This is a genomic window from Moraxella catarrhalis (genome assembly GCF_001656295.1).
In the GTDB taxonomy this organism is placed as follows: domain Bacteria; phylum Pseudomonadota; class Gammaproteobacteria; order Pseudomonadales; family Moraxellaceae; genus Moraxella; species Moraxella veridica.
Window position 1 is genome coordinate 92241 of the sequence record NZ_LXHE01000017.1, and the last position, 26360, is coordinate 118600.

General features: G+C 43.3%; 22 protein-coding genes and 1 pseudogene. 16 read left to right on the top strand and 7 right to left on the bottom strand.

Annotated features, from left to right (window positions below; translation table 11 throughout):
• Nucleotides 1-31: 31 nt before the first annotated feature.
• Nucleotides 32-1063 (bottom strand): sulfate ABC transporter substrate-binding protein, encoded by a 1032-nt coding sequence (locus tag AO382_RS07855; RefSeq protein ID WP_064619848.1) that lies wholly within the window; start codon nucleotides 1061-1063, stop codon nucleotides 32-34.
• Between the two features lie 189 nt (nucleotides 1064-1252).
• Nucleotides 1253-2338, bottom strand: a complete 1086-nt coding sequence (locus AO382_RS07865) for a sulfate ABC transporter substrate-binding protein (protein ID WP_064620012.1) — start codon at nucleotides 2336-2338, stop codon at nucleotides 1253-1255.
• 212 nt (nucleotides 2339-2550) lie between these two features.
• Between AO382_RS07865 and AO382_RS07870 the strand changes: the two genes are divergently transcribed.
• The 3 genes from AO382_RS07870 to AO382_RS07880 all read left to right on the top strand — a co-directional run bounded on the left by AO382_RS07870 (nucleotide 2551) and on the right by AO382_RS07880 (nucleotide 5551).
• A complete protein-coding gene (locus AO382_RS07870; RefSeq protein ID WP_064619852.1) occupies nucleotides 2551-3786 on the top strand; it encodes an O-succinylhomoserine sulfhydrylase in 1236 nt (411 codons plus the stop codon).
• 235 nt (nucleotides 3787-4021) lie between these two features.
• Entirely contained in the window at nucleotides 4022-5152 is a 1131-nt protein-coding gene (nrdB, locus tag AO382_RS07875) for a class Ia ribonucleoside-diphosphate reductase subunit beta (RefSeq protein ID WP_064619854.1), read from the top strand.
• Nucleotides 5153-5239: 87 nt separating this feature from the next.
• Nucleotides 5240-5551 carry a 2Fe-2S iron-sulfur cluster-binding protein gene (locus AO382_RS07880; protein WP_064619857.1) on the top strand — a complete coding sequence of 104 codons (312 nt, stop codon included), beginning with the start codon at nucleotides 5240-5242 and terminating at the stop codon, nucleotides 5549-5551.
• A gap of 50 nt (nucleotides 5552-5601) precedes the next feature.
• On the opposite strand, the gene AO382_RS07885 is transcribed toward AO382_RS07880, so the two are convergent.
• Both AO382_RS07885 and AO382_RS07890 read right to left on the bottom strand, forming a co-directional pair.
• Nucleotides 5602-6471: a hypothetical protein gene (locus tag AO382_RS07885; RefSeq protein WP_064619860.1), complete on the bottom strand. Its 870-nt coding sequence runs from the start codon at nucleotides 6469-6471 to the stop codon at nucleotides 5602-5604.
• A gap of 171 nt (nucleotides 6472-6642) precedes the next feature.
• A complete protein-coding gene (locus AO382_RS07890; RefSeq protein ID WP_064619863.1) occupies nucleotides 6643-6855 on the bottom strand; it encodes a DUF2905 domain-containing protein in 213 nt (70 codons plus the stop codon).
• A gap of 85 nt (nucleotides 6856-6940) precedes the next feature.
• Between AO382_RS07890 and AO382_RS07895 the strand changes: the two genes are divergently transcribed.
• The 11 genes from AO382_RS07895 (at nucleotide 6941) to lptB (ending at nucleotide 16161) form a co-directional block, all read left to right on the top strand.
• Nucleotides 6941-8143, top strand: a complete 1203-nt coding sequence (locus AO382_RS07895) for a carboxynorspermidine decarboxylase (protein WP_064619866.1) — start codon at nucleotides 6941-6943, stop codon at nucleotides 8141-8143.
• Between the two features lie 191 nt (nucleotides 8144-8334).
• On the top strand, nucleotides 8335-9585 hold the full coding sequence (locus tag AO382_RS07900; RefSeq protein ID WP_064619868.1) for a saccharopine dehydrogenase family protein: 1251 nt from the start codon (nucleotides 8335-8337) through the stop codon (nucleotides 9583-9585).
• Nucleotides 9586-9704: 119 nt separating this feature from the next.
• A complete protein-coding gene (locus tag AO382_RS07905) occupies nucleotides 9705-10301 on the top strand; it encodes a 6-pyruvoyl trahydropterin synthase family protein (RefSeq protein WP_064619871.1) in 597 nt (198 codons plus the stop codon).
• Nucleotides 10298-10744 carry a tRNA (adenosine(37)-N6)-threonylcarbamoyltransferase complex ATPase subunit type 1 TsaE gene (gene tsaE / locus AO382_RS07910; RefSeq protein WP_064619873.1) on the top strand — a complete coding sequence of 149 codons (447 nt, stop codon included), beginning with the start codon at nucleotides 10298-10300 and terminating at the stop codon, nucleotides 10742-10744. Before AO382_RS07905 ends, tsaE begins: the two co-directional genes overlap by 4 nt.
• The gene (gene miaA, locus AO382_RS07915) at nucleotides 10744-11853 is read left to right on the top strand and encodes a tRNA (adenosine(37)-N6)-dimethylallyltransferase MiaA (RefSeq protein ID WP_064619876.1); all 1110 of its coding nucleotides are present in this window, start codon (nucleotides 10744-10746) and stop codon (nucleotides 11851-11853) included. The genes tsaE and miaA overlap by 1 nt, the downstream gene beginning before the upstream one ends.
• Before the next feature lie 55 nt (nucleotides 11854-11908).
• Nucleotides 11909-12553, top strand: coding sequence for an RNA chaperone Hfq (hfq, locus tag AO382_RS07920; protein ID WP_064619880.1), 645 nt, complete (start codon nucleotides 11909-11911; stop codon nucleotides 12551-12553).
• A 190-nt stretch (nucleotides 12554-12743) separates the two neighbouring features.
• Nucleotides 12744-13721 carry a KpsF/GutQ family sugar-phosphate isomerase gene (locus AO382_RS07925; protein WP_115346524.1) on the top strand — a complete coding sequence of 326 codons (978 nt, stop codon included), beginning with the start codon at nucleotides 12744-12746 and terminating at the stop codon, nucleotides 13719-13721.
• 38 nt (nucleotides 13722-13759) lie between these two features.
• Nucleotides 13760-14281 (top strand): KdsC family phosphatase, encoded by a 522-nt coding sequence (locus AO382_RS07930; protein WP_064619885.1) that lies wholly within the window; start codon nucleotides 13760-13762, stop codon nucleotides 14279-14281.
• Between the two features lie 9 nt (nucleotides 14282-14290).
• Nucleotides 14291-14866: an LPS export ABC transporter periplasmic protein LptC gene (lptC, locus tag AO382_RS07935; protein ID WP_064619888.1), complete on the top strand. Its 576-nt coding sequence runs from the start codon at nucleotides 14291-14293 to the stop codon at nucleotides 14864-14866.
• 32 nt (nucleotides 14867-14898) lie between these two features.
• Complete coding sequence (gene lptA / locus AO382_RS07940) at nucleotides 14899-15426, top strand: lipopolysaccharide transport periplasmic protein LptA (RefSeq protein WP_064619891.1); 528 nt, start codon at nucleotides 14899-14901, stop codon at nucleotides 15424-15426.
• Nucleotides 15427-15435: 9 nt separating this feature from the next.
• A complete protein-coding gene (gene lptB / locus AO382_RS07945; protein ID WP_049236039.1) occupies nucleotides 15436-16161 on the top strand; it encodes an LPS export ABC transporter ATP-binding protein in 726 nt (241 codons plus the stop codon).
• A gap of 75 nt (nucleotides 16162-16236) precedes the next feature.
• On the opposite strand, the gene putA is transcribed toward lptB, so the two are convergent.
• Complete coding sequence (gene putA, locus AO382_RS07950; protein WP_064619894.1) at nucleotides 16237-19821, bottom strand: bifunctional proline dehydrogenase/L-glutamate gamma-semialdehyde dehydrogenase PutA; 3585 nt, start codon at nucleotides 19819-19821, stop codon at nucleotides 16237-16239.
• Between the two features lie 342 nt (nucleotides 19822-20163).
• Here putA and AO382_RS07955 point away from each other — a divergent pair, with 342 nt between their 5' ends.
• Nucleotides 20164-20922, top strand: a complete 759-nt coding sequence (locus AO382_RS07955) for a YoaK family protein (RefSeq protein WP_064619896.1) — start codon at nucleotides 20164-20166, stop codon at nucleotides 20920-20922.
• Nucleotides 20923-20960: 38 nt separating this feature from the next.
• On the opposite strand, the gene AO382_RS07960 is transcribed toward AO382_RS07955, so the two are convergent.
• Both AO382_RS07960 and AO382_RS07965 read right to left on the bottom strand, forming a co-directional pair.
• Nucleotides 20961-22406: a M16 family metallopeptidase gene (locus AO382_RS07960; RefSeq protein WP_064619899.1), complete on the bottom strand. Its 1446-nt coding sequence runs from the start codon at nucleotides 22404-22406 to the stop codon at nucleotides 20961-20963.
• A gap of 12 nt (nucleotides 22407-22418) precedes the next feature.
• The gene (locus AO382_RS07965) at nucleotides 22419-23813 is read right to left on the bottom strand and encodes a M16 family metallopeptidase (protein ID WP_064619902.1); all 1395 of its coding nucleotides are present in this window, start codon (nucleotides 23811-23813) and stop codon (nucleotides 22419-22421) included.
• Nucleotides 23814-24206: 393 nt separating this feature from the next.
• Here AO382_RS07965 and AO382_RS07970 point away from each other — a divergent pair.
• Nucleotides 24207-26318: pseudogene (locus AO382_RS07970) on the top strand (PhoX family protein); the annotation flags it as partial.
• Nucleotides 26319-26360 lie beyond the last annotated feature (42 nt).

Here is a 26360-nt window from a genome sequence, read left to right on the forward strand (position 1 = left end):
AGCCAAATCACTGACTGCTTAATTGACAAAGCTAATGCTTGGCTAGTGCGTCAAATTTTGCACCATCTGCAAAAAATTGGCTCATCACTTCATCCCAGTTACCAAAGACATCTGAGACAATAAAGGTGGTAAGCGCAGGAAATCTGTCCTGATACTCTGCTAAAATTTGTGGGCTGCTTGGACGCAAATAAAACTTGGCTGCTAGGCGCTGAGCATCATCTTGATATAGCTGCGCTAAATAGCTTTTTGCTACTTCTTGTGTCTGTTTTTTATCGACCACAGCGTCGACAACCGCGACAGGGTTTTCGGTCGCAACTGTATAACTGGGATAAACAACTTCAAACTCTCCAGGTCTTAGCGCATGAACGATATGGCTGGCTTCATTTTCAGGGGTGATGAGGACATCGCCGATACCGCGCTGGGTAAATGTGGTGGTTGCGGCGCGCGCGCCGTGATCAAACACGCTGACATTGGCAAGTAGCTGCTGCATGAATGCGTCAGTTTTTGACTCATCATTACCAAATGTGTGTAGTCCATAACCATACGCGCCCAAAAATGCATAGCGACCATTGCCTGAAGTCTTAGGATTTGGGATGACAATTTCAATCCCTTCACGAGTCAAATCCGACCAATCTTGAATGTTTTTTGGATTCCCAGCGCGAACTAATAACACAGTTGCACTGGTATAAGGCACGGACTGATTTGGTAGTTTTTCTTGCCAATTTTGATCAACCAAATTTTTATTGACCAATAGATCGATATCAGAATTTTGGTTCATGGTGACAACATCTGCCTGAAGCCCATTGGCTACGGACATGGCTTGTTTGCTTGAGCCGCCATGCGATTGCTTAATACTCAAAGTGATATTTGGATGAGACTTACGATAATGATCTATAAATAACTCATTGTATTCTTTATAAAAATCTCGGGAAACATCATAAGACACGTTCAAAAGCTCAACTTTCTGTCCCTCATTATTGGCGTTGCTATTGGCTGAATTTGTACAACCATTTATGCCAAGACAAGTAATTGCGACAGCAGTTAAAAATTTGATTTTATTCATTTACAAACACTCCTTTTATGGATCATTGATCTTAGGAATAATTTATAATAATCAATAAAATATTCATAATAATAAAAAAGGCTTTTGTTTTTCCATTTTGGAATGATGAAATTTTTAAGATTGATTTTATTTAAGTTCAATAAAAAAGCAGCCAAACTCATCGCTTGGCTGCTTTTATACAAAAGTGAATTACTGGTTTTGGGCTTCAACGGCGAGCTGATCGTACAAGCCGCCATCGCTAAAATAAGTTTTCATGATGCTTGCCCAATCTCCAAACACATCATTTGGGAAAAAGGTCGTCATGACAGGGAATTTATCGGTATGTTTGACTAGAATATCAGGATTGCTTGGTCTTAAGAAAAACTTCGTCGCAAGCTCTTGAGCTTCGTCGCTGTACAGATAGTTCAGATACTCTGTCGCAGCTTCGGTTGTGCCTTTGCTGTCGGTCACAGATTTCACGACTGCAATCGGATTTTCTGCATTGACAGTGTAGCTTGGATAAATAATATCCACATTGCCAAATTTGCCTTTGATGACATTGGCTTCATTTTCAAAAGTGATCAGAACATCACCAATCCCACGCTGAGCAAATGTCGTCGTTGCTGCGCGCCCACCGTTTTCAAATACTTTAACATTGCTTAAAAGTGCTTTGGCGAACGCTTGAGTTTGTGCTTCGTCATTATTATAAGCATTCAAGCCATAGCCGTAAGCACCCAAGAATGCATAGCGACCGTTGCCAGTGGTTTTTGGGTTGGCGATGACGATCTCTGTGCCGCTTGTCGCCAAATCATTCCAGTCTTTGACGCCTTTAGGGTTGCCTTCTCGCACCAAAAATACGATGGTGCTGGTAAAAGGAATGGCATTATTTGGGAATGCTTGGCGCCAATTGCTATCCACTAGCTTAGCATCAGCCAGCAGCTCAATGTCGGAGCCTTGATTCATGGTAGCAACATCCGCTTGCAGTCCGTTTTTCACCGAAAGCGCTTGCTTGCTTGAGCCGCCATGAGACTGTTTGATCTCAATTTTGGCATCTGGATGATTGGTCAAATAATGGTTTTTAAAAACTTCATTATATTCTTTATAAAAATCTCGAGATACATCGTACGAGACATTCAAAAGCTCAATTGAGCCTTGAGTAGGTGCTGTGCTGCTGCTTGCAGTGTCAGCACTTTGGGCTGGCGTTTCGGTATTATTAGAGCAGGCAGCTAAGCCAAAAGCGGCACCAAATGCCGTTGCCATTAATGTTGTTTTTTTCAGTGTCATCAATGTTGTCATGATAAATTCCAAACCAAATGAATAGATGGTGCATACTTTACGCAAATTTGTCATAAAAAACCAACGATAAATCAGACTTTTTATTTTCTATTTTGGAATTAGTAAACGCCCATAAACCCATAAATAAGTCTGAGCATGGCAGATGACTGATGAAAATCCAAAAAAATTATGCTATGCTTACCGCGTTTTATATCCCAATTTAAGGAATTTTTATGACTCAGCTTGACCCAAATTGGCAGACAGATGCACTTGATCCAAGCCTTGGCTATTTTGAGCAGACTTTGGCAGTTCGAGGCGGGTATCATCGCACGGATGAAGGTGAGCATAACGAAGCTATTTTTACAACCAGCAGTTATGTGTATGCCAGTGCCGCTGATGCCGCCGATCATTTTAATGGCAATCTCAAGGGCAATGTCTATTCGCGTCATACCAATCCGACGGTCAGAGCGTTTGAGCGTCGTTTAGCTTTGCTTGAAAATGGTGAGCGAGCTGTGGCGACTGCTTCAGGCATGGGCGCCATACTAACCATGTGTTTGGCGTATCTAAAAGCAGGCGATCATTTGCTTTGCGCCAAGCAGTTGTTTGGGTCATCAGTCGCGCTTTTTGATGGCTATTTTCAAGGATTTGGGGTAGAAGTCAGTTATGTGGACTGCTTTGATAATGAAGCATGGGCAGCGGCAATCCGTCCAAATACCCGTGTGCTTTATTGCGAAAGCCCAAGTAATCCTTTGGCGCAAATTGCTGATTTGCGCTACTTGTCCAGTCTTGCCCATGCACACGAGGCTTTATTAATTGTTGATAATTGTTTTGCCACACCAGCCATCCAAAAGCCACTGGATCTGGGAGCTGACGTGGTCATTCATTCAGCCACCAAATATATTGATGGACAAGGGCGTATCTTGGGCGGAGCGCTTGTTGGGCGTGATGAGCTGATGGAGAAGGCATTTGGCGTGGTGCGCACGGGTGGCATCAGTCTGTCACCTTTCAATGCATGGGTGCTCTTAAAGGGACTTGAAACTTTGTCCTTACGTATGAAGGCGCATTGTGATAATGCTAATCAAGTCGCTCAATTTTTAGCAAGCCATCCCAATGTCAAAAAAGTTCATTTTTCAGGGCTGTCAGACCACCCATCGCATAAGCTCGCCAAATCTCAGCATACCGCTCTTGAAATGGATGGGGGAGCATTTGGGGCGATCATCGGATTTGAAGTGGCTGATCAAGCCTCGGCATGGCAAGTGATCGATAGTACTCGTATGATTAGTATTACTAATAATTTAGGCGATGCCAAAACCACCATTACCCATCCTGCTACCACCACCCATTTTCGCATGACGCCCGAGCAGCGTATTGAAGCAGGCGTCAATGAAGGCTTAATTCGGTTATCGGTTGGGATTGAAGATGCTCAGGATATTATTAAGGATCTGGCACACGGTTTGGATGCACTTTAGATAGAGCTTGCATAATTAACCATAGCTTAATTTAAAATAATCTATGGTTAATTTTTTTAATAAGAAATTATTTAAAATAAATTTAAATAACATGATAAAAATTACTAAGATGATAAATGGGTTTTAAGTTTGATGCGTTTATGTTAAAATGACCAAAACACACAAAATGATAACCACTATCAGTCAAACCAAATCCGTTTAGTCACCTTATTTTAATTGCAATTTGAGCCATCACATGAGTTACTCTATTTTTTGCCAAACTAAAAATAATGTCTTGTTAGAGCCGATGTTTTTTGGTCAGCCGGTGAATGTCTCTCGCTATGACCAACAAAAGCACCCGATTTTTGAGCAGCTTATCGAAAAGCAGCTGTCGTTTTTTTGGCGTCCCGAAGAAATCGATGTCTCAAAAGATCGTATTGATTTTGCCGAGCTTTCTACGCACGAGCAGCACATTTTTTTAAGTAATCTTAAATATCAGACCTTGCTTGACAGCATCCAAGGTCGTAGCCCGAATGTGGTTTTATTACCTTTGGTTTCTATTCCTGAGCTTGAGACTTGGATTGAGACATGGTCATTTAGTGAGACGATTCATTCGCGCAGCTACACACATATTATCCGCAATGTGGTCAATGATCCAAGTAAAATTTTTGAAGATATTGTGGATAATGAATACATTCTTGAGCGTGCAAGTGATATCGCCAAATATTACGATGACTTACATTTATGTGCCAAATTGTATGACTTGCATGGTGAGGGCGTTTATCAAATTGACGGTCAGTCGGTTGAAGTGACTCTGCCAAAACTAAAAAAACAGCTGTATTTGTGCATTGTCGCTGTTAATGTGCTTGAAGCCATTCGTTTTTATGTGTCCTTTGCTTGCTCTTTTGCCTTTGCTGAACGTAAAGTCATGGAAGGTAATGCCAAAATCATTAAGATGATTGCGCGTGATGAAGCACTACATTTAAATGGCACTCAGCATATGATCAATCTGATGCGTCAAGGCAGAGATGATCCTGACATGGTTGCCATTGCCGAAGCGTGTCAAGAAGAAGCGATTGAGATCTTTAAAAGTGCTGCCGAACAAGAAAAAGCTTGGGCAGATTATTTATTCAAAGATGGTTCAATGATTGGTCTAAACCGAGATATTTTATGCCAATATATTGAATTTATTACAAATACTCGTATGTCGGCTATTGGATTGCCAGCTATTTTTGAAACCAAAAGCAATCCCATTCCTTGGATTAATGCTTGGCTGTCTTCGGACAATGTTCAGGTTGCCCCTCAAGAAACGGAAATTACCACTTATTTGGTTGGTCAGATTGATTCTGATTTAGATGATGTGGATTTGGACGATTTTGAGCTATAATTAATTACCAAAATTACCAAAAGGGCTTGTTATAAGACAAGCCCTAATTCATAAATCAGTCATAACAAGAAAAATAAAGATTGCGATATGGGTTGGATATTTACTGACGAGACACGATTTTATTTACACGACAACGAAACACTGCTCGATGGCATGATCCGTACAGAGCATAAAAAGGTGCGCTACGAATGCCGACAAGGCTACTGTGGCACTTGCCGCATGAAAGTGATTGCAACCACAGGATTGATCACTTTGGTAAAAAAACCGTTGGCGACTTTAGCAGATGATGAAATATTGGCGTGCTGCTGCACCTTAAATGGTACAGCCAAAGTCAGCTATTACCCTAAAAATGACAATCAGCTGTCTTTATTTGCTGACTTTACCGAGTGCCTGCCCTGATTTGATCACGCATGTCGAATCAGGGTGTATGATCTGATATAAATTGATTGTCAATTTTCTGCTTCAGACTTTCTATTATTTTCTTCTTGGTGCTTTGGATTGTCTTTTTCGGTGATGATGTCAGCATCTGGATCGCCGAAGCTTAAGATATCACCAAAGTTTGGCTGAACTTTTAACAAAAGCTGTTGGGCTTTTAGATGGCCATCATTAACTTGAGCTTTTTTAAGGTTTTTCATGATCATATCGCTATTTTTTAACCAGCGACCAATTTCAAGATAAATGACATTGCCTTTATGCTCGGTAAACGGGATGCCTTTGATCTTAATTTTATTTAAAATAAACGGCAGCGGATCTTTACGTAGTAGCGCACGATATAAGCTTACGCCAAGTCGTGCAGCTGGGGCTTTATACCATTGTTTGCTGTGTAGCTCAATCACTTCTGTGTCGCTGATTTGCTTAAGCACCAACCGCTGGGTGTGGCGATCCAGCTGAAGATGAACCAGCTCAAAATTACTGGCCACTGTCGTGTATAGACCCATGATATCCACTGTGCAGGTTAGTCTGAGCCACCCATCATGAATATCCAATTTTAAATTATGTAACAGCCCAACATTTTTTGTAACAAACTTATATAAAGCATCATTAACTTGCTTTTGAGTCAGTGTTACCAAAAGCTCATCAACCAAATTATCAGCTGCTTTGACATAGCCATGCTTGATATTGCCAAAAGTTTGTTGCCAGCTTAAGAGCAAGCTTTCATTAAACCAACTGCCACTGTCTTTGGCATCTAATTGATTTTCAAAAATCATCGTGTCCGTTTGCGTTTTATCTGTATGATAAAAAGTTGTGTCATTGCCGTTTTTCATCATTTGGGCATTGGGCAGCTGAGAAGATGGGTGGGTTGTTTGAGTATTATCCATATGATTCGATCTTAAATTTGATTATCCTAAATCGCTATGGTTTGATAACCAAAGCCTACTAAATATAAATTGATGAGTATTTTAGCAAATTTTTTGTGGGATAAGATGGGTGAATCGGTAATTTTTTGTAGCTTTAAAAAGTATGTGATCTTGTCAATGCCGATCGATTATCTAACGCCGAAAAATATGTAAAACAATGCTCAACACCACGCTAATAATGATCATGGTAACAATCGGAAAATAAACACGCGTCTGCCCACTTGGGGAATGATGGCTGATATCGCCAGGCAATTTACCAAACCATGAAAGTGCGTTTGGAAAAATGCTCAAAATAATACCAATAAAAACAAAAACAATGCCAATTAAAAGAAATATTTTTGCCATAAATGATCTGAATGCCTGCCTTTTAAAACAAATCTACCAAAAATTTTGTTAAAATATACCATGAATTTTATCAAAGGAATTTATCATGAGTCAATTTTTTGCTCGATTAACTCCTAAGCAAAAGCAATGTTTAGCAACCATTCAAACGCCGTATTATTTGCTTGATGAGCGTGCCATCATTGACAACCTTAGCATCACGCAAAAGGTTTGTCATGAGTCTGGTGCAAAAGCGTTACTTGCACTCAAATGCTTTGCCACTTGGGGGATTTTTGAATCTATGAAGCCTTATCTTCACGGCACAACTTCCTCGTCCTTAAAGGAAGTGCGACTGGGCAAAGAATGCTTTGGCGGTGAAACACACGCTTATAGCGTGGCTTATGCCGATCATGAAATCAAGGAAGTTCTTGGTTATTGTGATAAGATCATTTTTAATTCTTTTAATCAATTAAATAGATTTGGACAACTGGCTCGCGATAAAAACATCCCTGTTGGGCTTCGCCTAAACCCCCAAACCAGTAACTCATCATTCATCATCGCCGATCCTGCCAGACCATTTAGCCGTTTGGGCGAGCATGATGTTGAGAGCATTATGGCGATAGCTGATCAGATTACTGGTGTGATGATTCATAATAATTGTGAGAACACTGATTTTGAGGCATTTAGCCAAAGTTTGACCGATATAGAAAACCGCTTTGGTGAGTTATTTCATCGCTTAGAATGGATCAGCTTTGGCGGTGGTATCCATTATATTGACCAAAATTATCCTTTAGATAAATTCATCAGTCGTCTGAAGTCTTTCAGCGAAACCTACGGCGTGCAAATTTACCTTGAGCCTGGAGAAGCGTCGGTACATCAAGGTGCTGTGCTGGTAACCAGTGTGCTTGATACGCTGCATAATGGTAAGCCTCTGGCGGTAGTTGATGCATCCATTGAGGCGCATATGTTAGATTTGCTGATTTATCGCCAATCTTCGCCGCTGGCTTATGTTAATGACACAGCTTATGATATTGAAGGTACAGATTTTGATGGCACATCGGCAGATGAAACCTCAGTAAGAATCTATGGCAAATCCTGTTTGGCGGGTGATATTTTTGGAGATTATACGCTTAATGAACCTTTAAAGATTGGTGACAAAGTCGCTTTTGGCAATGCCGCTGCTTATACAATGGTTAAGAAAAATTGGTTTAATGGCGTTGATATGCCATCGATTGTGATTATTCGCCAAGATGGTGAAATCATGATTCAACGCCAATTTGATTATGAAGATTATAAAGCCAGTCTGTCTTAAATGAAACATTACTTTGAAGAATAAATGATTGCCTAGCTGCTTGAAAATCAGGCAAATAATCGCTATTATTAAAGGCTTTATCATCAATAGCAAATAATTTGGGTGTGTGAATTTTCCTTGAAGTCTTCCTTTTTAATTCATGCACAAGTATTGATAAGCTCATTTCATTCATTGGGCATTAAGGAGGATTGATGTCTCAGGCAAAAAATGTACTCATCATTGGTGCAGGTGGTGTCGCTCAGGTGGTTGCACACAAATGTGCAATGGCAAATGATATTTTTGGGGAAATTCACATCGCATCACGCAAGATTGACAAGTGTCAAGCTATTGCCAAAAATGTCGCCAAAAAGGGCAGTTTTAAGCGTGATGCCGTTTTGCATACTCATGCTGTAGATGCGATGAATCATCACGCTGTGGCTGAATTGATCCGCAAAACAAATACAGATATCGTGATTAATGTTGGCTCACCATTTATTAATATGAGCGTGATGGATGCGTGCATCGAAACAGGTACGCATTATTTAGATACTGCCATTTATGAAGATCCGCATAAAATTTGTGAAACGCCGCCTTGGTATGAAAATTATGAATGGAAAAAACGAGAAGCCTTCAAAAAAGCAGGTGCGACCGCCATCTTGGGTGTGGGCTTTGATCCAGGTGTTGTCAATGCATACGCACGGTTGGGTGTTGAGTATTTTGATGAAGACAGCGTAACCGATATTGATATCATTGATATTAATGCTGGTAGCCATGGCAAATATTTTGCAACCAATTTTGATCCTGAGATTAATTTTCGTGAGTTCACTGGCGTGGTTTATTCTTGGCAAAATAGCCAATGGCAGACCAACCAAATGTTTGAAGTCAAGCGCACGGATGACTTACCAGTCGTCGGTATTCAAAACAGCTATCTAAGCGGGCACGATGAACTGCACTCTTTGCACAAAAACTTAAATGTGCCGAATATCCGTTTTTGGATGGGGTTTGGTGATCATTATATCAATGTATTTGGCGTGCTAAAAAATCTTGGTCTCTTATCAGAGCAGCCGATCACAACTGCCGAGGGTCTAGAAGTAGTGCCTCTAAAAGTCGTCAAGGCGGTTTTACCCAATCCTGCCAGTCTTGCCGAACATTATACAGGTAAGACCTGTATCGGCAATAAAGTTAAGGGGGAAAAAGACGGCGAGACTCAAGAAATATTTATTTATAATATCATCGATCATGAAGACGCTTATGCCGAAGTCGGTAGTCAAGGCATTTCTTATACCGCAGGTGTGCCGCCTGTTGCAGCAGCACTTTTGATCGCCAGTGGTGAATGGAATGTAGGTACGATGGTCAATGTTGAAGAGCTAGATGCTAGACCTTTTATCAATCTACTAAATACCATGGGTTTGACGACACGCATTGCTGATAAAGATGGCGATCGATTGTTAGCATTTAGTTAACCTAAGCTTTGAATCATAGTGCAGCAATGCAAATGCCTTGCTGCGTTTTTGCTTTTTGTCAAAAATCACCTGTGATATAATCATTCTAAACGAGCAAAATAGTACATTAAAGGCTTATTATGCGAATTCGCAAACTGTTTAAATTTGAAAATGCACACATTGTGCGTAATTGTTCATCCGATCGCTGTAAACGATCCATACATGGACACAGCTATGAAGTTGAGCTGATTTTGGAGGCGCATCGTCTTGATCATGGTCAAATGGTTTATGATTTTGGACTATTAAAGCACCATATCAAAGATATCATAGATAGTTTTGATCACGCCATCACTTTTTGGGATAAAGACGATCCAAGCTATATCCAAGCCTGCAAGGACTTCAGCGCGCGTTGGGTGAGTTTGCCTGTGTCGCCTTCAGCCGAGCAGTTTAGCCGAGTGATTTTCTTTTGGGCAGATGCCATTTTGAATCAAACTGTCATGCAAAACGGTGAACAAGATATCAGCATTTATTCCGTCATTGTCCATGAGACAGCGACAGGCTATGCTCAGTGCTTTAAGCAAGATGTTGAAAATGAACAAATGGGCGTACTTCACTTAGCTGATTTTGAGTTCAGTGAGCAAGTTAAATCAGAGTGGAGCGACCCTCAAATGTATGATAAGCTGCTAAAAGGTGACGCATTTGTCAATCCAAAAGTGGATTTGCAGGTTCAAGTATGAACAGTCAAACCTTATCCTTACACAGTGAAGCGGACACCCAAGCACTTGCCGAAAAATTGGCTCAGATGCACTTATCGGGCAGTGTGTGGTTGTCAGGTGATTTGGGTGCAGGCAAAACGACTTTAGTACGCTATTGGCTACAAGCTATGGGTCATAAAGGTGCTGTCAAAAGCCCCACTTACACGCTGGTAGAGCCTTATCAAATCAATATACAAGGGGGGTTAAAGCCTGTTTATCACGCTGATTTATATCGCTTGAATGATTCTGAAGAGCTTGATTTTATTGGCTTTTATGAATATTTTGATGAACCAAACAGCCTTGTTATTATTGAGTGGGCAAGCCGTGCCAGTCAAGTCCTGCCTAAGCCTGATTATCATATTGATATCATTCGCCATCTTGATGACAAAAGAGTCGTTACCTTGACAGGCTTTGAGGAAGTATGATGAATCTGCCGCATTATACCGATTTGCCGGATAACAGTGTTGTTTGCCTAATGTCTCCGACCGCCAGTGGCAAGACAGATTTGGCGTTCAAGCTGTACGATACGGGCAGATTTGAGCTGATATCTGTGGACAGTGCGCTGATTTATCAAGGTATGGATATTGGTACTGCCAAACCTACCAAAGATGAGCTTAGAGCTTATCCGCATCATTTGGTAGATATTTTGACGCCCACTCAGAGCTATAGCGTCGCAAATTTTATCCAAGATGTGGAGTGCTTGATTGGCAAGATTCATGCGCGCAATAAAATCCCTGTTTTAGTCGGCGGAACGATGATGTATTATATGGCGCTGCTTGATGGGATATCCACAGTACCACAAACCAAGCCAACCATCCGCAATCAAGTCAAAGCTTGGCATGATGAAAAAGGCAATGAACCTTTGTATGAGTACCTAAGGCAGCATGATCCTGTGATTTGCCAAAAGCTCAAAGTTACAGACACACAGCGCATCACCCGTGCGGTTGAGGTGCACATGCAAACCGGTAAGCCCTTAAGTGAATGGCAATCGACGCCCAAAGTAGCGATCAGCGACCACCCAAAATGGCATTGGTACGCTATCATCGTCACGCCAGACAGAGCTTGGCTGCATGAGCGGATCGAACAAAGGCTTGAAAAAATGTGGGCGGATGGATTTTTACAAGAAGTGATCGGACTCATTGAGCATCATTCAGATCTGACAGCTGACATGCCGGCGCTGCGTGCCGTCGGATATCGCCAAGTGCTTGATTATTTGATCGCAATTAACCATCCCTGCGTCACCGCTCATCCTGGGCTTAAGTCATATTATGATGTTCAAACATCTAACAAAAAGCAAGAAATTGGCTCAATTCATCAAGATTTTAACAAAAAATTTAAAAAAACCATGACAAATGCAGGGGATTTGGCTTGTCAAGATATGAAAAATAAGGCATTATATGCTACAAGACAGTTAGCAAAACGCCAATATACTTGGCTGAAGCAATTGGCACAGACAGATAACCCAACCAAAAATAATTTAACAATAGTATCATTTAATAGCATAAAACAAGTAGAACAGCAATTGTTGCAATAACTTATGAGGAATTTCCCCGTTTGCATTGCTTTAGCTATTTAGATTGGAGAAACTTATGTCAAAAGGACAAACTTTACAAGACCCATTTTTGAATGCTTTGCGTAAAGATCGTATTCCAGTATCAATTTTTTTGGTCAATGGCATAAAGCTACAAGGACAGATCGAATCTTTTGATCAATATGTTGTCTTATTGAAGAACACAGTCAGCCAAATGGTGTATAAGCACGCCATTTCAACGGTTGTACCCACCAGAAACCCCCGCACAGAAGGCGGCTCTACACCAGCTCAATCCACAGGTGGATATCAAGGCTCTAATTTGGGCGTCATGACCAGTGGTACTTATCAAGGCAATGGCTTTGAGCGCCGCCAAAATCAAGGCGGATTTGATCGCGGTGGTATGGGCTATCAAGGCAGCCCTCGTCCACAGGGCGGCTTTACTCGCACGCCTCAGAGTGGCTTTGAGCGTCAAACTCAAGGCGGATTTGATCGCGGTGGTATGGGCTATCAAGGTGGCGGCATGGGCGGCATTAATCACACAGGATTTGATCGTCAAAGCTTTGATCGTTCAGGCTTTGAGGAACGTGGATTTGATGGTAAAGCTTTTGAAAGCAACGATACCAGAAATTTTAACCACTCAGGCTTTGATGCTAAGCCAGACCCAAAATTTAATCATGACGATGATTTTGAGAATCAGTCCTAATCCAGTTATAACCTGACTGACTTATCCAGCCCAAAATGAAGTATTTTGGAATCAAACTTGTATGCGAGCTTATCGTGTACAAGTTTTTTCTTGGGGATGTTTTATAGGTCATAAACTCCAAAATACCAATCAATAGACAGATAAAATGTGCTATTATTATGGTCTAAGTTTTTTGATGAATTAAATGGTAATGAGACAAAATAACCTTGCGCCCAGCGATTACATTCAAGATGCTATTGACGCGATCCGTACAGAACAGCGTGCTTTAGACCTGTTGATTGATGAGCTTGATGAGCGTTTTGTCAATGCGTGTCAGGCGATTTTGAATTGTTCTGGACGCGTGGTAGTAACAGGCATGGGCAAGTCTGGACATATCGGTCGTAAGATCGCAGCTACTTTTGCATCGACGGGCACGCCAGCCTTTTTTATGCACCCTGGGGAAGCAGGGCATGGTGATCTGGGGATGCTGGTGCAAGGAGATGTACTCATTGCCATCTCAAATTCGGGTGAGTCAGATGAGATACGCATGCTGCTGCCTGTCGTCAAGCAGTTAAAAATCCCACTCATTAGCATCAGTCGCGATAAGCGCGGAGTTTTGCCAAGATCGGCGGATATTGCATTGACTTTGGGTCTGTCCGAAGAAGCGTGCCCCCTTGGGCTTGCACCAACTTCAAGCACCACAGCAACACTGGCTTTGGGCGATGCGTTGGCGGTGGCGCTATTGCATGCACGTGGATTTACTAGCCATGATTTTGCGCTTTCTCATCCTGCGGGTGCACTTGGGCGTAAGCTTTTGACGCGTGTTTCTGACATCATGCATACCGATAATTTGCCCATTGTGCATTATAAATCAAGCTTAAATGAAACTTTATTGGCTATGACCAGTGGGCGCCTAGGTCTTGCTGTGATTGTCGATGATGAAGACAACGTGGTCGGTATTTTTACCGATGGGGATTTGCGCCGTAAATTGGCGGAGCATACTAAGCTAACCGTTGAAATTCAGACACTGATGACCAAGACACCAAAATCTGCTGATGAGCAGATGCGCGCATCTGATGCACTTACTTTGATGAACGAAAATGCAATCAGTCAGCTATTGGTGCTAAAAGACCATCAATTAATCGGCGTAATTAGTATTCATGATATACTAAAAGCTGGCGTCAGCTAAACTTAAATTCAGTTGATCAAAATTAAAAAGATAAAGCCATGAATGAAATTTACCAAAAAGCCAAAAATGTCAAACTCTTTGCCATGGATGTCGACGGCATTTTATCGGATGGGCAAATTATTTATAATTCTGAAGGTGTCGAAACCAAAGCATTTTATGTGCAAGATGGTTTGGGCTTGCAGGCGCTAAGACAGTCAGGTGTAATTTTAGCCATCATCACAGGTCGAAGCTCTGCCATGGTAGATCGACGCGCCAAAGAGCTTGGCATTGCACACATCATCCAGGGTCGAGACGATAAATTTACTGCTTTGGCAGGGCTTGCCAAGGAGCTTGGATTTGAGCTGTCGCAGTGTGCCTATATCGGTGATGATTTGCCTGATCTAAAAGCTGTGCGTGGGGCAGGCTTTGGAATCAGTGTGCCTAATGGGTGTGAGCAGACCAAGGCGGTTTCAGATTATATTACCACCAAAACAGGAGGTCATGGCGCGGTCAGGGAGGTTTGTGAGCTGATTTTAAAGGCGCAAAATAACTTTGATGCATTCATTGCAAAATTTGAATAGGCAGCCCAAATGAACTTTCGTATTTTAAGTGTGTTGGGTGTGATGGCGTTGGCGGTTGCGGCGTGGTTTTTTTATCAAGAGGATGTCGAGGTCAAGCCTGCTTTGCCTGAAGCGCCGACTGTAGACTCTGAAGTCACCCAAATCAAAGCCATCCAAACCGATCCTGAAACTGGCGAAACAGAATATACACTGACCGCCGATTCGTTGGTTCAAAATGCCAATGGTCAAGATGAAATGCTCGGCGCGACCATTCATTGGCAGCCCCCACAGGGTGAAACCTACACGCTGACCGCTGACCGTGCGACGCTTGATCAGGGCAGTGGCGGGTTACGATTATCCCAAGGGTTTCAGTTGGTGCGTGCGGCAACTGCTGATAAGCCTGAAATGATCATTGAGGGTTTGAGCATTATCGGCAATACCAAAGATCGCACTGTATCAAGCCAAGAGGCTCTGACTGTGCAGCAAGGCATGGATAGCTTTAAAGCGCAGGGTTTTCGAGCAAATCTGCAAACTGGCGAGTATGAGTTTGATCGCATCGAAGTGCTTTTTGATGCGCCCAAGCGTCAGAATAAGGCGTTATTTTAATTAAATTTTCTTAAGTTTTTTCAAGGTTCTATATGAAAGCTGATTTTGTAATTACAAAATACTTATTTTTAGCGTGCATAGTCAGTGTACCAATGATTGCTTCAGCATTACCTTCTGATGCCAATCAGCCGATTCGCTTATTGGCTGATCGAGCCACTTATAGCGAACGCACTGGCGTAACCACTTATTCGGGTAAAGTGACGATTGAGCAAGGCACATTAAAGATTGCTGCCGATAATTTGACCGTGAATCTTGATACCAATAATCGCAGCATCAAGTCAGCGGTTGCGACAGGGCGACCTGCCACCATGCAGCAGGTGGTGACCCAAGAAAAAGGCTTGGCAAAAGGTCAGGCAAATCGCATTGATTATAACGCCGTGAGTGGGATTGTGACGCTGACAGGTAATGCTAAACTCACTCAAGCTGGATCGAGTTTTTCAGGCAATACGATTCGCTATAGTCTATCTGCCGGTGATGTCGAAGCCAATGCTGGTGGTGGTCAGCGTGTAGAGCTGGTCTTTCCGCCAAGTGATTCAAATTCTCGAAGTGGTTTGCGCTAAGGTCTGAAGATGACAGTATTATCGATGCGCCACTTGGGCAAGCGTTATGGTCAAAGATGGGTGGTCAAGGATGTCTCTTTTGAGATTGAGCAAGGCCAAGTAGTAGGAATTTTGGGTCCTAATGGGGCGGGTAAAACCACAAGTTTTTATATGGTGATTGGGCTTGTGCCTATGGATAAAGGTCGCGTGATCTTGGGTGATCAAGACATCTCAAAAAATGCCATGCATGAGCGCGCCGCTAAAGGCATTGGCTATCTACCCCAAGAGGCTTCGATTTTTCGTAAGCTGACTGTCGAACAAAACATCATGGCAATCTTGCAGACGCGCAAGGACTTAACTCAAGCACAGCAGCATCAGCAGCTTGAAAAGCTGATGGCTGATTTTCATTTAGAACATGTCCGCCATTCGTTGGGTATGAGCGTATCAGGGGGTGAGCGTAGAAGGTGTGAGATTGCCCGCTGCTTGGCATCAGACCCCAAATTTATCCTGTTGGATGAGCCATTTGCCGGCGTCGATCCAATTTCAGTAGGCGATATCATGCAGGTCATCGAAACATTGCGCGAGCGTGGGATTGGTGTACTAATTACCGATCATAATGTTCGCGAAACACTGTCAATTTGCCAAAAAGCTTATATTGTTTCTGAAGGGGAAATCATCGCTGAAGGAAATAAAGATGAAATTTTATCCAATGAGTTGGTTCGTAAGGTTTATTTAGGTAAAGATTTCGTCGCTTAAGTATTTTTTATAATTATGGCACTTTTTATGATAAAACCGCTCCAAGATAGAGCGGTTTTATTGTGGTTTAAGGGCTTACGCCGAAGCCATTAAGCTGGCATTGCCCCCGGCGGCGGTCGTATTATAACTTTGGCTGATTTCGTGATACAGCCTGGTCATATCAAGCCCTGAAGTGGCATCAATGATACGGCGAATCGAGCCATCCAAATCGGCAAAGCGAAGCCGCTCATCTGCCGGCATGTCTGATAGCGCCACAATAACATCATTCATATCAGCCGCTGGCTGCTCAACGACTTGTAGAACACCCTCAAGGTCAGCGGCATAATCTGCCAATGCGTGAGAAGGACAGACTTGGGCGATGACGCCATTTAGCGCCAATACTGCCAAAGCGACCAAACTGTCAGCTAAGTTGCCGCCATAAATGGCAACCGATTGTGGCGCGCGCCAGCTTAAGGTATTGGCTTCGCCGGTCGGTCCTGGCAAGACAGCCACAGCTTCATTCAAAGATGAATTGATGGCTTGTTGTACAATGGCATCAAACGTCGCCTGTTCAGCATCTGACACTAAGAGCTTGCGCGCCAGATGCTGCACTTTGCCCAGTCCTGCATGATCAATACTCGCTGGCGTGTCAACCGTCGGTTTTTGCCAGTTTGTCAGCTGACTTAGACGCTGAAGATAAAAAGGACCGCCTGCCTTAGGACCTGTACCACTCATGGCATGACCCCCAAAAGGTTGAACGCCAACGACTGCACCAACAATATTACGGTTAATATAAACATTACCTGCTTGGATGCGATCAGTGATTTGATCAATCGTACCATCAATGCGACTATGGATACCGTGGGTTAGGGCGTATCCTTTTTTATTGATACTGTCTATCAAATCATTAAGCTCATGCGCGCCAAAGCGCACAACATGCAACACAGGGCCAAAAACTTCCTTTTTAAGCTGTGATAAATCTTTGAGTTCAAATAAAATCGGCGCGACAAAGGTCGATGGTGCCTGCGATCGGATGGCAACTTCATGATAAGGCGCGATTTGTTTGAGTGCGTTGATGTGTTCAAGTAGGTTTTTTTGTGCTTCTTCATCAATCACAGGTCCAACATCGGTCGCCAGTGAAGCAGGGTCATTGACGATTAATTCATCCATTGCACCTTTGATCATCTCAATCACATGATCGGCGATGTCTTCTTGGACACATAAAATTCTCAAAGCAGAGCATCGCTGACCTGCTGAATCAAATGCTGATGCCAGTACATCAGCACAAACTTGTTCAGGTAGAGCGGTACTATCAACAATCATTGCATTCATCCCGCCTGTTTCGGCGATGAGTACTGGATTATCATCACGAGCAGCAAGTAGTTTATTGATATGTTTGGCAACTTCTGTTGAGCCGGTGAAAATAACACCATTGATGCGTTCATCTGATGTTAAAGCTGCCCCAACATCGCCTGCACCTAAGACAAGCTGTAAAGCATCTTTTGGCACACCAGACTCATGTAGCCAAGATACTGCCAAATGTGCAATTAAGCTGGTTTGTTCGGCAGGTTTGGCAACAACAGTATTACCTGTTACCAGTGCCGAGACAACCTCACCGACAAAAATAGCTAGGGGGAAGTTCCATGGGCTAATCGCAACGACCGTACCAACAGGGCTAGACAGATTAAGCGATTCTGCTTCATCGGCATAATAACGACAAAAATCAACCGCTTCACGAACCTCAGCAATGGCATTTAATAAGGTTTTGCCTGCTTCACGGACGGCAACCATCATCAATAGTGCCATATGAGCAGAATCTTCCATCAAATCTGCAAAACGGCGTAAAATGGCTGCTCGTTCGGCAGCAGAGACAGCTTGCCAATTTGTTTGGGCGTTTAAAGCTGTGGTGATAACATCTGGTACGCTTTTTGGATCAATAAAAGAAACTTGACCAACAACATCTCGATGATCACTTGGATTTAAGACGGTATGAGTAGGCTGATGGCTGACATCTACTGCCGTTAATGAAGAGACATTAAAATCAATCTGACTGGCAGGTTGCATTAAGTCTTCTAATCTAGCAAGTGTATGTTCATTGGTTAAATCCAAGCCAAGCGAGTTTTTGCGATCACCATAAATATGGCGAGGCGGTGGCGTGAGTGGATTTTGAGAGATGCCATTGGCTTTGACAATATCAATGGGAGATTCGATCAGTTCATCAATACTGACATTTTCATCGACAATGCGATTAACAAAAGAGGAATTTGCACCATTTTCTAGCAAGCGGCGCACCAAATACGCTAACAAAGTCTTATGTGTGCCGACAGGTGCATAAATACGCACTCGCCGACCCAAATTATTATCACCAACAACTTGGTCATACAGCGTCTCGCCCATGCCGTGCAAGCATTGAAATTCAAATTCTTTATCTTTACCCATCTCATAGATGGTTGCTAAACTTTGGGCGTTATGCGTGGCAAATTGTGGGTAAATCACATCTTGGGCTGCCAGTAGTTTTTGCGCACACGCCAGATAAGACACATCAGTGTGCACTTTACGTGTGTAAACAGGGTAGCCGCTCAAGCCATCAACTTGCGCCCATTTGATTTCGCTATCCCAATAAGCGCCTTTGACCAAACGAATCATCAGTTTTTGATGATTGCGACGAGCCAAATCAATCAAATAATCAATCACATAAGGGCAGCGTTTTTGATATGCTTGTACCACAAAACCAATGCCATTAAATCCTGCTAAATCAGGATCAGAAACCAGTTTTTCCATCAAGTCCAATGACAACTCAAGACGGTTGGCCTCTTCAGCGTCAATATTTAGACCGATATTATACTGTTTGGCAAGTACAAACAAGGCTTTTAGGCGTGGCAACAGCTCATTCATCACGCGTGCGTGTTGCGCACGGAAATAGCGTGGGTGAATGGCAGATAATTTAACTGAAATACCATTACCATCATAAACGCCTCGACCAACAGAATCTTTGCCAATCGCATGAATTGCAGTAACATAATCTTGATAATAGCGATCAGCATCTTCAGCGGTCATGGCTGCCTCGCCAAGCATATCAAAGCTGAAACGATATCCAAGCTTTTCACGCTCTTTACCATTAGACAAGGCTTCTTGGATCGTCTGACCAGTAACAAATTGTTTACCCAAGATTTTCATGGCATGGTTAACGCCTGCACGAATAAATGGTGCGCCACCTTTTTGTAGAACACGGGTTAATGCCGAGCTTAGCCCTTTTTCGCTGGTCGGTTGGGTGAGTTTGCCTGTCAAAACCAAGCCCCAAGCAGCAGCATTCACAAACATTGATGGACTATGACCGATATGGCTTTTCCAATTACCATCAGACAGTTTATCTTGAATCAGTCTGTCTCGTGTGGTCGTATCAGGAATGCGTAGCAAGGCTTCTGCCAAACACATCAATGCCACACCTTCTTCGCTGGATAAGGAAAACTCGTGCATGAGCGCATCCACGCCTGAGGATTTGCTGCGATTGGTTCGAACTTGGGTAATCAATCGGCGAGCCAAATCACTGATGCGTGATTTTTCATCATTATTAAAGTTTAGAGTTTCTAATAAATTTGATACGGCAGTGACTTCATCCAGTCGGTAGGCACTGGTGATGGCGTCGCGTAATTGGGATTGCGGCTGAGTAAAATTAAACATAGAACAACTCGTCAGGAAAGTAGCACAAATAGAACATAAATCCAATATACAAATGTTAATTATATATCACAAAAATGTATAAACCAAGTTTATTTTAAAGTATTTCAAGGGTAATTTATGAAATTTTATGATAATAAAATAACACTCATTTCTGAATGACCATTAATCAATACCTTTTATGAATGTATCTCTATGAATTCATATGAATTTGCAACATAATGCCTATGTCCGAAGTTTAGACGTTCTGATAATGAATGAGCGTTTGGTTCATGCTATTTTGTTGCTGATATGTAATCTTGTGCTATATAATGGCTGGCTAATGGAAGATGGGGGCGAAAATTCATGAAAATCATGGGGGAGGTCATCCCAACTTGGGTGCTTATAGGTGCTGTGGTTTTGGCATTTTGCGCAGGTATCTTAAATACCACTGCCTTGATGGGCATTACTCATATCTCAGCATCGCATGTGACAGGCAACGTCAGCTTATTTGTGGTTTCGATGCTTGCAAGCGATTGGTCAAATTTTAAGTTATTGTTAATATCCATCGCGTCATTTTGGCTAGGCTCGGTATTAAGTGGCGCCATCATCGGCTCAAGCGAACTGAACATCCGCCGAAATTATGGCTATGCCATGCTCTTAGAAGTGCTGATGCTGTGCTTGAGTCTGTGGATGTATTTGTCAGAGCATCATTTTTTTGGGCAAATGCTCATCGCCATGGCGTGCGGACTTCAAAATTCAATGGTCGCCACTTATCATGGTACAGTCATTCGTACGACTCATTTGACTGGCATTACTTCAGATTTGGGTTCGGCGGTAGGGAATTGGCTAATTGGTCGGCGTGTGAGCTTGCGCAAAATTATTTTGCACAGCTCGCTATGGTGGGCGTTTTTTATCGGCAGTGCTGTGGCGGTAATTTTGTATATGCACATCGGGTACTTATCGATGATTTTGCCAATTATCATCATTTTAATCGCTGCATTATTTTATAATCAAATGGGCAAGCTCTATACCCAAATGTCGCGGTTCACGCGCCTAAAACTGATCCAAAATCAGCGAAGAAAATGCCGCTCAAAGTCTCATCGCTCGAAAATATCCACCTAAAACATGCCAAAACGCTTGGCATGTTTTATGGGTTTGGGTTATTTAGCCAAATTTGGCTTGGTTTTACCGACGGTGATGATGATAAATTCATCAGGCTTGATGCGCTGTCTTAAGGCGGTATTGACGCTATCAATGGTGGCACTATCAAGCCGCTCTAAGTGAGTGTGGATATGGTCTTTTGGATATTCTGAGATGACCAAAGAGCTGACTGTGCTATGGATACTGGCGTTACTTGAAAAAAGATTGGCAAAGCCATTTTTATTGCCTAAGCGCACCAATTCAAGCTCTTCATGTGTGACGCCATCTGCCAAAGATTGGGCGATGATCTGTAGCGTATCTTTGATCGCGTCGGCAGCTTTATCGCCATCCGTTGAAAATTTAACCATATGACTGCCACCTGCTTTTAGCCGCTCCATGCTGCCATAAATGCCATAGGTGTAGCCTTTTTGTTCGCGGATGGTTTTCATCAATCGGGCATTAAAATCACCACCTGCCAAAATTTCATTACCCAATGCAAAATCGCTGAATGCTTGACGGCTTGATGCATCATTTTGCTCTTTATCGGCGATGTGTCCGATGATGACTTGGGTTTGGCTGCTGTCATGCGGGATATGGATGTGCTTGGCTTGAGCTGGCTTGACGACAGCCAAGGCATCTTTATAAGACTTGCCCGCTGGCAGCTGACTGGTCAAGCGATTAGCAAATGTCTTGGCAGATTCAATATCCATATCCCCAGTGATGATCACGGTTGCATTATTGGCGTTAATAAAAGTGCGCCAAAAACTGATCAGATCGTTACGCGACATCGCATCTAAGGTTTTTTCATCACCTGTCACAGCGTGGGCATAAGGATGATCACCATAGACGGCTTGATTGTAAGCCAAACCAGCGACATAAGCAGGGTTTTGTTTTTGCTGCTTTAGGCTGACCATCAGACGCTGTTTGTTACGCTCCAAAACTTTATCATCAAAGGTAGGATTTGCTAGCGCATCCACCATTAGATCTGCCGCTTGCGTTACGGTTGAGGGATCGGACAAACTTCTGAGCGATAAAGATAAGCCGTCCTTGCTGGCATTGCTCGAAAGATTAACGCCAAGCTGCTCTTTGGCGGCTATAAACTCATCTTCAGGCAGTGTTTGGGTGCCTTGGGTAAGCATGGTTGCTACCATATTGGCGGTGCCTGCAGTATCATCATAAGCAGATCCAGCAAAAAAATGCAAATCCACATCCACAATAGGCAGCTCATGCAGCGGCGTAAAAGCTACAGTCACGCCGTTGTCTGTTTGGAAATAGTGAGTTTGTGGGATATGGACACTTAAGTCGCCCAGCTGATTGATACTATCAATGATACTATCATCAGCAAGCCTAAGCTCGCTGCTGGTGGGTGTGTGATCATGCGCCATATTCGCCTGAACGCTGGGGCTGAAAATAAATAAAGTGCTGCTGATGGCTGCTGCCAAGCTATGTTTTATAAGTGCTTTCATGATTTCACCGCTTTATTGTTGAGTGTGATTGGGTAAAACATACACTGTGGTCAAATTATCCTTTGTGATATATTTTTTGCCAACAGCTTGAATGTCTGATTTACTGATTTTATCAAGTGCTTGCGGCAGGGTGTGTAGCGTCTCTAGCGGCAATCCAAGCGTAGATAATAATCCTAAGCTGATGGCTTGATTGGTGATACTGTCATTGGCAAAGACCAAGGACGACAACAAGCCTGCACGGCTGCGAGACAGCTCATCATCAGTGATTTGACCTTCGGTGATGGCGTTTAGCTCTGCCAAAATGGCGGCTTCGGCATCTTGCAGACTCACCCCATCACGCGGCGTTGCGATGATGGTAAACGATCCATCGCCTTTTGAGAGCATGTCGTAATGGATAGAGACGCTGCTGAGCACTTGCAGGTTGCGAATCAGTTGACGCTCAAACCGTGCCGATAAGCCGCCATCAGCAAGATCACTTAATAGTGATAGCGCATGGGCTTCACTGGTGGATTGGCTGTTTTGGCTGCCAAGCGTTGGCACATTAAAGCCCATGATCAGGCTTGGCACTTGCACATTTTGATGGCTTTTGGCTTGGGTGTAGCCTCGGTGGCTAGGCTGATTTAAATTGGCTCGCTTGGGCAATGAAGATGGCGTCAGATCCTTAAAATATTTTTCGATCCAAGGCATGGCAACATCAGGGGTGATGTCTCCGACAAGTACAAGCGTGGCATTATTTGGGCGATACCATTTACCATACCAATTTTGTAAATCTTGCAAATCAATCCCTTCGATATCTGCCATACTGCCAATGACTGGGCGACCCATTGGTGAATGAGGCATGGCGATCGCTAAAAATTCTTCATAGGCTTTGGCGATTGGGTTATCATCAGTGCGCAGACGGCGCTCTTCTTTGATGACTTGTTTTTCGGTGGCGACTTTATCGGCGGTCAAGATCAGATGATTCATGCGATTGGCTTCAATCTGCAGTGCCAGTGGAAATTGATTGGCAGGCAAACTTTCATAATACGCGGTGAATTCATCACTGGTGAATGCGTTGGTCTGACCACCAAAATGACTGATCAGCCTTTGATAATCATCATGGCTAATCCCTTTGGCATCTTTAAACATCATATGCTCAAGAAAATGCGAAATGCCGCCTTTGCCCACAGGCTCATCACTTGAACCCACATCATACCAAATTTGCGTCATTACGATCGGCGCGCGACTGTCTTGCTTGATGATGACTTTAAGCCCATTATCTAAGGTATGGGTATAAATATCGTGATGTTTTGCTTGGGTGCTTGTGGGTTTTGTGGTTGAGGCAGCGTCTTGGGTGGGGGTAAGACTTTGACAGGCAGATAAGCCGATTGCCGCACTGATCGCAAAAGCCAATGGAATAAGTTTCATGGGTTGTCCTTACTGTGTTTTATAATGTGGTTGTGCCGCCAATCATGACTGATGCCGTCGGCGAAACACTGGTGCAGCCGACGACTACCAAGGCAAATATCATAAGTAAGCCGCTTTTTAATATATTCATAAATTACTCCAGCCAAAATAATTAGTAAAATAATCTGACCATTATAATGATAATCATCAGCAAAAACACATCTTCCAAGCCAAATGTTGCAGATTAGATACATTGAGTAATAAATGCTTATCAAATGAAAATTTTGCCAAACAAAAACCGATTAATCTCTGTCATGAATCTGTCATGAACCAGTCACTAATCTGTCATGCTTACTTGCTAAGATAGCGGCATTCACCAAGCCCGCTTACTATGGCAAGCCTAAGGAAATACAGATGAATAACCCACACGATTTTATCGAAGACTCAAACCCAACCAGCAACCCAAACTTTGCTGATATCCTAAATCAAACCGTGTCACGCCGCACCATTTTAAAAGGTGGCGCAGGCTTGACAGCTGCTGCCATGTTTGGCTCATTGCCTTTGATGGCGAGTGCAAATTCCACCACCGCACCAACCAAAACAAATTTGGCACGCCCAACAAAACTTCAATTCAAAGCCGTACCACATTATACAGGCAATGACATGAAAGTTGCCGAAGGCTACACGGCGCGTGCATTTTTGCATTTGGGTGAGCCGCTGATCGATGGCATCGAAGCGTTCCGTGACAACCGCGAACATTCGGGCGAATCATTTTTGTATCGCATGGGCGATAACCACGACGGTATGCATTTTTATGGCATGACCAACGGCAAATTTGATCCTAATCAATCAAATCGTGCTTTGTTGGCAATCAACCATGAATATACCAACGAAAATCTACACCCAATGGGTTTCTTTACACAGGAAGATAACAATGCCGCGCCGATTTATCGAAAAAAACGCCTTGCTATGGATGTGCGTCGCGATGCTAACGCTCATGGCGTGGCTGTGGTTGAGCTAAGAAAGACAGGCGATCGCTATGAAATGGTCAAAAACTCACCATTTAATAAGCGTTTTTCAAGCGCAACGACAGTAGATTTTGCAGGTGCAGCAGCAGGTAGTAAAATGCTTATCACCAAATTTGATAAATCAGGCAAAAGCACTTGGGGCATCAATAACCAATGTGGTTCAGGCATGTCACCATGGGGCACTTATCTAACTACCGAAGAAAACTTTTTAAATGTCTTTGCACGCGGTGAAGACAAAGCCAAAATCGGCACCCAAGCAGATATCGCACTGGCTCGCTATGGCTTAAAAGAAAACAGCACAGGCGGCGGCTATTTGTGGCACACCGCTGACGATAAAGAAGGCATTGTGACTGATGAATTCAGCCGCTGGGAAGCCACTGCCAAAGCCAATGACGCAAGCGCTGATTATCGTAACGGGTTTAATGGCTTTGGATACATCGTTGAAATTGATCCATTTTATCCAAAAGCTCGCGCAGTAAAGCGCACAAGCTTGGGGCGCTTTGCTCATGAAAACTGTGCCTTTGTACCGCCTGTTGCTGGCAAGCCTGTGGTCTTTTATATGGGTGATGACGCGCGCGGTGAGTACATTTATAAATTTGTCTCTAAAGCCAAATGGTCACCAAATGATGTGGGTAAAGGCTTAAAAGCAGGCGATAAATACATGAACGATGGCACGCTGTATGTTGCTGTGTTTAATGCAGATGGTACAGGCGAATGGCGTGAGCTGTCTTATGGTAAAGTCAATCATAAAGATTATCAGTTCAAAGACCAAGCCGATGTGGTCATCAATGCTCGCTTGGCAGCCGACAGCGTAGGCGCAACCAAGATGGACCGTCCTGAGTGGATCTCGGTCAGTCCGATCACAGGCGAAGTTTATGTGACTTTGACCAACAACTCAAAGCGTACAGTTGAAGCTACCGATGCCGCCAACCCAAGAAGCTATAACAACAAAGGCAACCAACATGGTCATATCGTCCGCTGGTGTGAGCGCGGTGAGCATACCGCAACAGCGTTTGATTGGGATGTGTATTTATTTGCTGCGCCAAATGATTTGACCGAGCAAAACTTATCCAACCTATCTGCTGAAAATGACTTGTCTTCTCCAGATGGCTTGTACTTTGACCCGCGTGGTGTCTTGTGGATTCAAACGGATGACAGCGCTTATACCAAGACCACCAACTGTATGCTACTTGCAGCGCTGCCTAGCCATGTGGGCGATGGTAAAATCATGACCACAACCACAGGACACAATACGCCCGTGGGTGCGATGGCGACCAATGATACCCTAAAAAGATTCTTTGTGGGTCCAAAAGGCTGTGAGGTTACAGGTATCACCATGACACCTGACTTTAAAACCTTATTCATCAATATCCAGCATCCTGGCGAAGACAGCCCTGATGTGACTTGGGGTGCGGTTCCAGGCGGACGCGTACCACGCTCAGCGACAGTCATGATTACCAAAAATGATGGCGGCGTGATCTTAGGCGAATCATTACAAAAGAATCATTACAAAACATGGCTTAATATCAGCTTAATACCA

Coding starts and splice junctions, on each gene's coding strand:
- AO382_RS07855 (WP_064619848.1), bottom strand. CDS start 1,063: ATGAATAAAATCAAATTTTTAACTGCTGTCGCAATTACTTGTCTTGGC.
- AO382_RS07865 (WP_064620012.1), bottom strand. CDS start 2,338: ATGACAACATTGATGACACTGAAAAAAACAACATTAATGGCAACGGCA.
- AO382_RS07870 (WP_064619852.1), top strand. CDS start 2,551: ATGACTCAGCTTGACCCAAATTGGCAGACAGATGCACTTGATCCAAGC.
- nrdB (WP_064619854.1), top strand. CDS start 4,022: ATGAGTTACTCTATTTTTTGCCAAACTAAAAATAATGTCTTGTTAGAG.
- AO382_RS07880 (WP_064619857.1), top strand. CDS start 5,240: ATGGGTTGGATATTTACTGACGAGACACGATTTTATTTACACGACAAC.
- AO382_RS07885 (WP_064619860.1), bottom strand. CDS start 6,471: ATGGATAATACTCAAACAACCCACCCATCTTCTCAGCTGCCCAATGCC.
- AO382_RS07890 (WP_064619863.1), bottom strand. CDS start 6,855: ATGGCAAAAATATTTCTTTTAATTGGCATTGTTTTTGTTTTTATTGGT.
- AO382_RS07895 (WP_064619866.1), top strand. CDS start 6,941: ATGAGTCAATTTTTTGCTCGATTAACTCCTAAGCAAAAGCAATGTTTA.
- AO382_RS07900 (WP_064619868.1), top strand. CDS start 8,335: ATGTCTCAGGCAAAAAATGTACTCATCATTGGTGCAGGTGGTGTCGCT.
- AO382_RS07905 (WP_064619871.1), top strand. CDS start 9,705: ATGCGAATTCGCAAACTGTTTAAATTTGAAAATGCACACATTGTGCGT.
- tsaE (WP_064619873.1), top strand. CDS start 10,298: ATGAACAGTCAAACCTTATCCTTACACAGTGAAGCGGACACCCAAGCA.
- miaA (WP_064619876.1), top strand. CDS start 10,744: ATGAATCTGCCGCATTATACCGATTTGCCGGATAACAGTGTTGTTTGC.
- hfq (WP_064619880.1), top strand. CDS start 11,909: ATGTCAAAAGGACAAACTTTACAAGACCCATTTTTGAATGCTTTGCGT.
- AO382_RS07925 (WP_115346524.1), top strand. CDS start 12,744: ATGAGACAAAATAACCTTGCGCCCAGCGATTACATTCAAGATGCTATT.
- AO382_RS07930 (WP_064619885.1), top strand. CDS start 13,760: ATGAATGAAATTTACCAAAAAGCCAAAAATGTCAAACTCTTTGCCATG.
- lptC (WP_064619888.1), top strand. CDS start 14,291: ATGAACTTTCGTATTTTAAGTGTGTTGGGTGTGATGGCGTTGGCGGTT.
- lptA (WP_064619891.1), top strand. CDS start 14,899: ATGAAAGCTGATTTTGTAATTACAAAATACTTATTTTTAGCGTGCATA.
- lptB (WP_049236039.1), top strand. CDS start 15,436: ATGACAGTATTATCGATGCGCCACTTGGGCAAGCGTTATGGTCAAAGA.
- putA (WP_064619894.1), bottom strand. CDS start 19,821: ATGTTTAATTTTACTCAGCCGCAATCCCAATTACGCGACGCCATCACC.
- AO382_RS07955 (WP_064619896.1), top strand. CDS start 20,164: ATGAAAATCATGGGGGAGGTCATCCCAACTTGGGTGCTTATAGGTGCT.
- AO382_RS07960 (WP_064619899.1), bottom strand. CDS start 22,406: ATGAAAGCACTTATAAAACATAGCTTGGCAGCAGCCATCAGCAGCACT.
- AO382_RS07965 (WP_064619902.1), bottom strand. CDS start 23,813: ATGAAACTTATTCCATTGGCTTTTGCGATCAGTGCGGCAATCGGCTTA.